The sequence below is a fragment of the Vibrio sp. CCUG 15886 genome (genome assembly GCF_028570825.1).
GTDB classification, from domain to species: Bacteria; Pseudomonadota; Gammaproteobacteria; order Enterobacterales; family Vibrionaceae; genus Vibrio; species Vibrio vulnificus_B.
In genome coordinates this window covers 183196-192768 of the sequence record NZ_JAQQBT010000006.1, presented here as the reverse complement: position 1 = coordinate 192768, position 9573 = coordinate 183196, and the positions used below count along the sequence as shown (strand labels likewise).

The 9573-nt window shown below is 42.7% G+C and carries 10 protein-coding genes; all 10 read left to right on the top strand.

Translation table 11 applies throughout. The features are described 5' to 3' along the window. The coding region (locus tag PQQ36_RS13915; protein ID WP_273661711.1) for a hypothetical protein at positions 1 to 332 on the top strand (332 nt) is incomplete at its 5' end. 386 nt (positions 333 to 718) lie between these two features. Then, positions 719 to 1960: an integrase family protein gene (locus PQQ36_RS13910; RefSeq protein ID WP_273661710.1), complete on the top strand. Its 1242-nt coding sequence runs from the start codon at positions 719 to 721 to the stop codon at positions 1958 to 1960. A gap of 91 nt (positions 1961 to 2051) precedes the next feature. After that, complete coding sequence (locus PQQ36_RS13905) at positions 2052 to 2435, top strand: hypothetical protein (protein ID WP_273661708.1); 384 nt, start codon at positions 2052 to 2054, stop codon at positions 2433 to 2435. Between the two features lie 11 nt (positions 2436 to 2446). Further along, a complete protein-coding gene (locus PQQ36_RS13900; protein ID WP_273661707.1) occupies positions 2447 to 2914 on the top strand; it encodes a hypothetical protein in 468 nt (155 codons plus the stop codon). A 67-nt stretch (positions 2915 to 2981) separates the two neighbouring features. Beyond that, on the top strand, positions 2982 to 3419 hold the full coding sequence (locus PQQ36_RS13895) for a DUF2787 family protein (protein WP_273661705.1): 438 nt from the start codon (positions 2982 to 2984) through the stop codon (positions 3417 to 3419). 1129 nt (positions 3420 to 4548) lie between these two features. Then, a complete protein-coding gene (locus PQQ36_RS13890; protein WP_273661704.1) occupies positions 4549 to 4719 on the top strand; it encodes a hypothetical protein in 171 nt (56 codons plus the stop codon). Positions 4720 to 4808: 89 nt separating this feature from the next. After that, complete coding sequence (locus tag PQQ36_RS13885; RefSeq protein ID WP_273661703.1) at positions 4809 to 5000, top strand: hypothetical protein; 192 nt, start codon at positions 4809 to 4811, stop codon at positions 4998 to 5000. A gap of 249 nt (positions 5001 to 5249) precedes the next feature. Further along, the gene (locus PQQ36_RS13880; protein ID WP_273661702.1) at positions 5250 to 5711 is read left to right on the top strand and encodes a hypothetical protein; all 462 of its coding nucleotides are present in this window, start codon (positions 5250 to 5252) and stop codon (positions 5709 to 5711) included. 23 nt (positions 5712 to 5734) lie between these two features. Further along, positions 5735 to 6025, top strand: coding sequence for a hypothetical protein (locus PQQ36_RS13875; protein WP_273661700.1), 291 nt, complete (start codon positions 5735 to 5737; stop codon positions 6023 to 6025). Positions 6026 to 6214: 189 nt separating this feature from the next. Further along, a complete protein-coding gene (locus PQQ36_RS13870) occupies positions 6215 to 9109 on the top strand; it encodes a DNA polymerase (protein WP_273661698.1) in 2895 nt (964 codons plus the stop codon). The last annotated feature ends 464 nt before the right edge of the window (positions 9110 to 9573 follow it).

Below are 9573 nucleotides of genomic sequence, written 5' to 3'. Positions count from 1 at the left end.
GGGGTGTAGCTCCAATTGGCAGAGCAGCGGATTCCAAATCCGCGTGTTGGGAGTTCGAATCTCTCCACCCCTGCCATCTTTCCTTTCGGGGTATAGAAAGTCTCAACTTAGGTTGGGACTTTTTTGTTTCTAGCGTTATGAAAAATCAACGCTTTCAAATTGCTTACCTATTTCCACTCGAAAATCCCATCAGAACAGCACTGTATAGCTTTCCAAATTCTTCTTCCGGTTCATATCCTGTCTTCAGCTTTAAACTTCGTGGTGAGCGATACAGCTACAAATTGCGCTTGCGTAAACCTAGGTTGAATATTGCCAACGAACACCTTTCATAGAATCTCTCCCTTGCTCTGGTCTATATCCGGTCACGTGAATGCCGCTCGCTCGTATTAGGGTGACGCGTAGTTCGTCCCTAATGACACTGCTTGAAGCCAGTGGTGTGGTACTTCATCGCTAAATTTCACACTCTGTTATTGGTACACTGGTTGTACCCACATTTCTATTATCTGATGATGTGGTGGTGTTTTTTCCTAGCATGGTTTCACGGATGCCAACACAAATGACGGCAATATACATTGCTACTATCAAGTTCTGATATTCATTGCTAAGCCCTGTCATATCAATGGTTAACGACGAGTGCCGTATACGATAAGGAGTTTTTAAACACCTTTGAAACATATATGAATATTAAGTGATTGATAGAAATAGGAGTATTGATGTCATGACACTTAATAGAACCGTTAACTTCACTAATTCGGTAGTAAGATCCTTGCCTGTTCCGCCTACTGGCTCTCGCTCTACTGATCTTGAATGGTCTGATGGGGGCAGTGATAACAGTGTAATTGGTTTAAAGGTACTTGTCGGAAAGACGGGGAATCGTCGTTACCTTTTGCGTTATGTGTCGCCTTTGAGTCGTCGTAAATCGAGTATTTCTCTAGGTCGTTTTCCTGATCTATCAGTGGAAGAAGCCAGAAAGAAAGCTCGGAAACTAAAGGTGCAAATTGCCGATGGTATTGACCCTAAGATTGAAAGGGATTCTCGCTTAACGGTGGTGATTCCCGATGTGTATACTTTCTTCCATGAGACATACCTCCCTTGGGCGAAAAATCGAAAGAAATCATGGCGTGATGATGAAACACGATTCTTGCGTTGTAAGCCTATCTATAAAATCCCGATGAACAAGCTGACTGCACATGCAATCATGAAGCTGCAATCTCACTTAGCGACGGAGAGCTATAACGGAAAGCCTTATTCTATAGCGACTAATAACCGTGTTATTGCGCTGATAAAGGGTTTATGTTCTCTGTCAGCTAAGGCTCTTGATCTGCCTAACCATGCTACTAAGGTGAGCTTGCTACCCGAAAATGGAGCACGAGAGAGATTCTTAAACATCGAAGAGACAGCTCGGTTGATACAGGTTGCTAGAACTTACTACTGTAAGGTGAAGGGCTCACTAATTGCCATGTTGTGGTTAACGGGCTGTAGAATTTCTGAGTTGCTTGAAAGACGCTGGGAAGATGTGGATTTTGATAATCGTGTGGTTTTTATAAAAGTGACCAAGAACAAGAGATCACATCAAATCTATTTGTCGAACTTAATGCTTGAATTGCTCTTGGAGCTTAGGGAGTTGAAGCAGCCCGGCAATCCTTATGTATTTCCTGGTAGTCGACAAGGAACGCATATCTCACCACCTAGAAAGGCATTGAAGTTGATACTGGAACGGGCTGGGATTGATCCAGATGGCGTAGTTTTCCATACGGCTAGACACTCTGCTGCATCTAATCTTTTGAACCATTCAGGGTTAGATGTGACCTCTGTTCAGCGAGTTCTCAACCATAGTGACATTTGTTCGACGTTATCCTACAGGCATTTTGACCGAACAGCATTAGAGCGTGGCGCAAATGCTTTGTCTGATATGGTGATGAAAGCGAGTGAAAATCTAGCACTACCCGAACCTAAATAGCCTGAAAATAAATATTAAATCTATAGATAGCCCCTGAATAGTTAGTTCTATTCAGGGGCTTTTTCGTTTCTGGAATTGAGAGGAAAGTTTAATGATTGTAGTGAAAAGCATTGCAGCCGTTGAGTTACTGGATTTGCCGTTGTCAATTAAGGAGCAATTAGTTGAGCAACTTTTGCTTCCGTGGAATGGGCAACGTGATGAAGCTGAAAAATTTTGGGATGAAGTTTCAACATGCCTGATTTTGATTGAGCCAGATGATACCGATGAAACATTGGGTGATGTTGATGAAGACATGGAAACCCTCTTGGCTTATGCCCTAGATAACCCAGAGTTTGTCATTGTGCTACCACATGAGACTGATCCTCATGTGGTAGCGGTTTGTATTCATGCTGACGATGGGGGTGGCAGCTACATCGTTGGTTCGACAAGTAGTAAAACTGGGCTGATTAAAGCCTTGATTGAAATGGCTGAATAATAGGAGTTTGTATGAGCCGTAAACATGTAAAAGCGACTGAAGAAAACCAGAGCAACGACAAGATAGAAGATGCTGTTGTTAATCCATTTACCGTTATTAAGGAGGGAGTTAGCCCGAAGTTAAGTCCCAAGTCAGATGGTACGTTGGAGTATCAAATTGCGATTCGAGACGATGAAAAAGAGTTTTATATTCGAGTGTCTAAAAATTCTTCATCTGGCTTGTTCTCTAAGGCTTGGGTGAGGCTTGAGGACATCTTTACCCTGCTTGATGAGCAGAAAGACAAAACGATGAAATCTGCCGTCTTAAAGCCAGTTGTAACGGGTGGAAGCAGTAATTCGGTAGGGTTCTTAGCATCAGTGCTTCGGACTATTTCAATTCTTGAGCCTGTGCCTGATAACGTGTTTTTACACCGACTGTCTGAGCGATATGAGACTGTGAAAACTGAGCTGAGAGCCTTAGCTGCTGAATCTGATGACTGATTTCTGAATTTACATACCTAGCCTTGTTCTAAGGCGACAATCCTAACTAACTTAAAGAGATTTTATTATGAACTTAACATTCAATGTTGAGCGATTACTGCTGCCTGTCAGTGTCGATCTTCAAGATGTACTAAACATGGTTGTTGATCGTTCGCACAAGCTAACATCATCAACGCAGTCATTAGTGATTAACTTCCGTGACTCTAGCTATGTACGAAATCCGGAAAACGGCGGTTTTCATGCAATTGAGATAAGACTTATCCGTGAGGGTAAACAATGGGTCTTCGATTACATCACGGACTTCAGCTATGTAGGGTATCCATATCCCGAATTGGTTAAAGAGGTGGACTTTGATTTTTCATCAGGTCTAGCAAACTTTCTCTATCAGTTTGAGGAGAGCATTACTGATGAACGGGTTCATGAGTTCTATTCGATGTGGGAATCGAACTTTCTCAGCTACGTCGAAATGGATGCTTTTGATGAAATTGAAGTCGCGATTGATTAAGGGGTCGATAAACCCTATTACTCAAGCCAAGTACAGGAAGTGGACCGGAGCTTTGAGCTAGTTTTGGTTCTTAATTTGTCTGGTTTGCATTGCTGTAAGCATGGCAACAGGTGATGGGGTATTTCCCCTTATTAGATGGTCTAAACGCAAGGATTACACATCCGCTGCTCTTTGATGGGGGCTTTTCGGTGTTATTGAAGCTTCCAATGCCGAGAAAGCATTGGAAACGGTATTAGGTAAAACTGTTATGCCGACTAAGGCTGATGAGTGGGTTTGTATCGGGGTTAACTATCAGATTTACCATGATATTTACCATTTAATCAGACCTGCTCAGCGGCAGTTATTGATTAGTTTTTAACCCTCGCTCGAAAAACAGCACCATTTTTCGCGTTGCCATATCTCGTAAGGGTTCTTCGATTGGGCAGTTCGTTGTTTAACGTTATTGCACATCGACACGTTGAAAATTGGTACATAGTGGCAATTTCAAGGTCGGTTCCCTCGGCACTGGATTAGGATCTGATCATGATGCCGTGGGTGGTCACTACTGATGACACTCGCCATCTTGAAGCTCAGGCTCACCTGTATAGCGTAGATGCTGCATCAAGTTGTTTGAGCCAACCCGAACCGAGAACCGTGGGATCTTCTAACCATGTTTGTCATTCGCTGGTTGAGTCAATTTTCTATGTTCCAGTGTTACTTGAATAGCAATGATTCAGCCAAGTAGATAGCACGATTTGGAACAAAGCGAACTTACTTTGCATCGTACCGAATCTTACCTTGTTCATCCGTCTATATGGTTATCGCAACTGATAACACTTCTTTTTGTATTAACCCTCACGTCAGCAATATCGATGAAATAACCCCGTACAACGTCAATCTGGGATGCCTGAGCATAGCTGTGGCTCGGCGTTCTATTGTCATTCGCAGCTAAAATAGAGCTACTTGTTAGCTAAGGAAATGTAATGAGTATTTTTAAAAAGTCATCAGGTTCAATGAAGCTTTGGACTTGCCATAAGTGTCGCAAGAAAACGGATGTAATGGGTGGAACCTCTTGCAGTCGATGTGGGCAATGGGTTTGTAACTCTTGTAAGCAAGTGACCCAGAACTACTGTAAGAAGTGTTCGTAATCATGGCTAAGTTAAACGCTGACGTAGAGCAGTGCATGAATGAAAATGGATATACCGAAGAGGAAGCGCTCAATGAGCTAGGTATGAATTGGCATGAGCTGTGGGAAGATGATGATGAAGACAGTGACGATAACGATTTCGATGATGATGATTACGATGAGTATGACGACTAGATAGTATAGAAGTCATTCACGACAAAATAGGTAGGCGGTATCAGTAATAGTATCGCCTTTTTTCATATCTGCAATATAGGAACTGAACAATGAAGAAACGAACAAGCACTTTCTACCCTAAGCCTGCACAATTACCGAAATCTAAAAGGGATCTTGGGCTGAAAGTAGCTCAGTTGGGCGGCACCCTCGGAGCACGCCTTGGTGGACCCTACGGTTTGATAGCTGGCGCAATAGCCGGTTTTGCTATTGGTCTTGTGATTGATGAAGTGTTGGATGGTTAGGAGTGTTGTAAAAGTAGGGATGGAACGTCTCTACTTTTTTTTATTCGTAACCCCGAATTTTCCCCATTGTGTTTGCGCCCGTTCCAAGCCGTTATTACCTGATCAAAACGTTCCACGTACTTACTCAAGGCTGATATCTAATATCAAGTTTCCTTTCGAATAAAGAACAATATATTAACGGCACTATTTCGACTTTATTTCGGTTGCTTTTTAAGTTGCTGTTTTTATTGAAATTAAATTGGAGGCATTATGGCAAAGAAAAATCAACGTGGTCTTATCGAGACGCTTGATAAAAACCTTATCGACCCTAACCGTATCGTCAGTGTGGTTCGCTTGGGTCAGCTCTTTATCTTGTTAGATAAAAAAGGTAGGGCGATCAGTTACACGGAACTAAATGCGGATAAGCAAGGTAAAACGGGGGCGGATGCTGATGATTGCACACGTAAGATCATCGAATCATCGAAAACGAACCCATTTTTAAACTTTGGCAATGGTAACTATGTTCGTTGTTCTGCGATAGAGGTTATTGAAAACAGTAGTGGTCCCGAATACAAGGGATTAATCATTCGTGGTGAGGGTGATGCGATACTCGCGTTCCTTGCTATTTCTACCGCTGAGAAGCGTGATTTAGCAGTAAGCAAGTTGCATGCTGCACTAGAGAGCTTTGAAGCTGGTAAGTTCGAGCAGCCGAATTTGGCTGGCATTCTTTAATTGATAATCCAAGGTAAAATATTATGAATACTGATCTACAAATAAATCTAAACAAGCTAAAAACTGACATCAAAGATGCTGTTTTCAATGCACAACCTAAGCGTTATAACGGCAATGCTGATTACTTTATTGAGCTAATTGTTACTGTCATTGACATGATTGACTACAATGTTGGTGATAGTGAGCACTTGAAGAAAAATATTGCCTATCGCTTGAAAACATCTTACGACAATCAAGGTAAGAAGCTGACGAATTGGGGCTATAAGAATGTGTTAGTAGTCGTCGAGCAAGCGTTTAAGTACATCAACAAGTAAGAGTGAACATCGCTGTAATACGGTCTAGCGAGCCACTGCCTCCGTGCGCACCATTTCATGCAAGTCTTTTTCTTCCATTGTCCCATCAGGCACCTCATTTATTCCCCGTCTTTACATACCTGATTACCGACGAAGCAGTCTGGTGATGGATTGCTTCGTCTTAAATTCATTCCATTGGGATAATTAAAGATGAAAATTTTCGAGCAAGAAGCCAAGACTAACTACCAACTTATGCGTCAAACCGATCGTGAAATTGGCGATTTTATCGTATCTATGGCTTCTAACAACCGTTCCTACATACTGGATGATCAAGTCGCCAAATTTCAGAAAGAGTTGCGTACCCGTGAGGAAGTGAAGAAAACAGTTGATGAACAGGTGAAACGCTATTTCGAGGGACTACGTTCTGCACCATGGGCTGCGATACGTGGAAAAGGTAAAGCAGTACATATCGCTATTGATTCTGAGTGGGTCTTTAACCCTGAGACGGGGAAAAATGACATTCTCTGTTATTCGTATTACGTTCAGGTCGGTGACAAGTTCTTTAAAGGCGTCAAGCATACTGAGATGGCTAAGTTGATCAAAGAGTGTCGTGAGCAAGGCTTATCGAAAGATGAGGAAATGCTAAAGCGCAAACAATTAGCTAACAGCACTAAGGGCTACAAGGTCAATTTCGACAAGTTCATTCAGGAGTTACTAATCAAGGCTAAATCTCGTGGATTTATCGACGAGTGGCCTGAGCATACCTTTATTTATGCTCATTTCTTACGGGCTGATATTGCTTCTTTTGAAGAGTTTTGGAGTATCGGGGCTAAAAGTAAAAACCATAAGAATTCATTCACAGCGGTTCAAGGCTCGATCACTTCGGGGCGTGGTTCTTATGGCATTGACTTAGCATCTATTGGTCGCAGCAAGTACAAGACTGAAAATACCAAATTTTATACAGGTTCGAACAATACCTTTGAAACCAAGGTGCGCTTCATCGACACATTACTGTTAAGCAGTAAAGCATCGCTTGATGACATCGGTGAGCTAGTGGGCATTCCTAAGATGACACTGACTGACGGTATGATCTCTCGTATGGATGACTTGTATTGTGAAGATCAGAGCTTGTTTGATCGCTATGCCGTTCGTGATGCGGAAATTGCCTTGAAGTATGGCTTACAAATGCAGAGGTTTGCATTGGTCGATATGCGTGAAGATACGGGGCTAGAGCTGAAGCAGTTACCCTCGACACTTGGTAACTTTGCTGTGTCGTTGTTCAAGCATACGTGCGGTGGTGTGAATGAGATGCACGAGTTCTTAGGGTACGAGAAACGTAAGGGTGAGTATTACCACGCTAAGAGTAATGGGATACGTAAATCTGTCACGATAGCTAAGACAGTGAGCCGTGAGTATACCGACGCACTAGCTGTGAACTGTTTCTATGGTGGAGCGAACTTCGGAGCGTACTTTGGGGTAACAGAGCAGGGTGACTACAACGATTACGACTTATCGGGTGCTTACACGACGGCATTGGTTGATATTCTCGAAGCTGACTACCTTAACTCGTTTGAGTCGAAGAACGTTGAAGATTATCTCGGTCATACCATGGGCTTTGCTTATGTGCGCTTTAAGCATCCAGAGGGTACTCAGTGGGGTTTATTACCATGCCGTACTGACTTGCGTGGTATCTATTACCCTTTGGAGGGGGCAACGTATGTGACAGCACCAGAGTTGCAACTGGCTCATGATGCAGGTGTAGAAATTGAGATTCTTCATGGTCAGGTGATCCCTTGGAAACAAGGCTCGGTATCTCAGTTCAAGGCATTCACTAGGATCATTCGTAAGCAACGTTCTAAGTATAAAAAAGAGGGTAATGAACTGTATGACCAACTTTGGAAGTTGATTGGGAATACCCTTTACGGAAAGGTCGGGCAAGGACTTCGGGAAAAATCTAGTTTCGATGTTTCATCAGGGTTAAGCAGTAAGATCCCATACTCACCAGTGACCAATGCACATTATGCTGCTCATGCCACAGGGTTTGTTCGTGCAACTATGATGGAAATTATCCGCAAGCTAACGATGGATAATAAGGTTCAAATCGTCAGCGCAACGACAGACGGTTTTCTTACTAATGCTACTCCTGAGCAATTGGTAAGTTGCCTCGATGGTTCATTAGCAAAACGCTTTCAACGTATCTGTAAAGAAGTCAGCGGCGAAGACATGATGCAACTCAAGCACCATGCTAAGCAGATTATCTCGATGAAGACACGTGGGCAATTAACCACTGAACTAGGTAACACCAAGCCAGTATGTGCTAAGGCAGGAGTTAAACCACCGAAAGGCGTTAACGAGAATGCTTGGATGGTCGAACTGTTCTTAGACCGTTATCCGAAACAGAAGATTGAACGCAGTCATTTGGCTTCGGCTCGTGATATGTGGTTAAAGGAAATGGACTTGGTCAGCATCCATACGGAGCAAACGCTGAACCTTGAATGGGACTTTAAACGTTGCCCTATAAACCCTCGTATGGTGGAAGTTCGTCACCCTGTCAGCGGTGAAATGGTAGAGCATCTATCGTTCGATACTGTGCCATGGAATACTGTTGATGACGGCTTAGACGCTCGTACTTACTTCGACGAGTGGCGTGTAAACAACTGCTTAAAGACAATGGAAGATTGGGATAACTGGATGGACTTCTACAAGGTTCGCCGTTACCTCAAGGGTACAAACGTTAAGTACCTAGAAGATGGCTCAGAGGGTATCTTTAAGGTGCAGATGTTACGTGCTATTACGCAAGGTGGTTGGGGTTTACCAGAGACACCTAATCGCGCTCCTCGTGGTTATTACCCCCGCTTGATGAAGAAATTGGCAGATGGCGGCATTCAATTAACCAGCACTCAGGACTTGAGTAATGCTAAGGGACGTAAGTTACTTGAATCAGCGTTACCGATTACGACTCGTATGCTGCCACTATTGTCTTGGTTTGTTCGTAAGTATCCGACTGTAGATTTGACCTTGGTATTTCACCCTGACGAGGTCGATGAGGCGGTATTGATGCTAGAAGAGTACAACCTGAAATGTACTGAAAAACTTGCTGCTTAGTATGTGGTAATGAGCCGAAAGCCTGATCCCGTAAGGGTTCAGGCTTTCTATTTCAGAACAGGTAGTAGCAATGTAGTGAAAACGATTGCTGTCATTCTCTGCTGCTGTAGTGGAGATACTGTCCCCATGATGGTTTTACTAAGGCTGGTGAACAATTGCAGCAATGTTCCTATTGCTATAACTGGTTCTGAAATATACGCTTTAGTGTGTCTGACATGTGATTATGTGTTGTTTGCGAAATTTGTTCGTGCTTTTCATTTTATGAGAAAAGTCGGTCGAATATGCAACACAAATAACTTCAAGTGGATAAATTATGACTACACTTAGAGCATGATACAGAGAGTTGATATAACGTTTAATTCTTGACCTTTGAGTGTTTTTTTGAGAATTTAAACAAAAATCAACCCCCTTTAATGGGGGTTTTCCGTATAAAGATAAAGGTTTGTTTACTATATGTAGTGCCA

Excerpts from the sequence above, each read along its gene's own strand:
- PQQ36_RS13910 (WP_273661710.1), top strand. The coding sequence starts at position 719 with ATGACACTTAATAGAACCGTTAACTTCACTAATTCGGTAGTAAGATCC.
- PQQ36_RS13900 (WP_273661707.1), top strand. The coding sequence starts at position 2,447 with ATGAGCCGTAAACATGTAAAAGCGACTGAAGAAAACCAGAGCAACGAC.
- PQQ36_RS13870 (WP_273661698.1), top strand. The coding sequence starts at position 6,215 with ATGAAAATTTTCGAGCAAGAAGCCAAGACTAACTACCAACTTATGCGT.
- PQQ36_RS13875 (WP_273661700.1), top strand. The coding sequence starts at position 5,735 with ATGAATACTGATCTACAAATAAATCTAAACAAGCTAAAAACTGACATC.
- PQQ36_RS13895 (WP_273661705.1), top strand. The coding sequence starts at position 2,982 with ATGAACTTAACATTCAATGTTGAGCGATTACTGCTGCCTGTCAGTGTC.
- PQQ36_RS13905 (WP_273661708.1), top strand. The coding sequence starts at position 2,052 with ATGATTGTAGTGAAAAGCATTGCAGCCGTTGAGTTACTGGATTTGCCG.
- PQQ36_RS13880 (WP_273661702.1), top strand. The coding sequence starts at position 5,250 with ATGGCAAAGAAAAATCAACGTGGTCTTATCGAGACGCTTGATAAAAAC.
- PQQ36_RS13885 (WP_273661703.1), top strand. The coding sequence starts at position 4,809 with ATGAAGAAACGAACAAGCACTTTCTACCCTAAGCCTGCACAATTACCG.
- PQQ36_RS13890 (WP_273661704.1), top strand. The coding sequence starts at position 4,549 with ATGGCTAAGTTAAACGCTGACGTAGAGCAGTGCATGAATGAAAATGGA.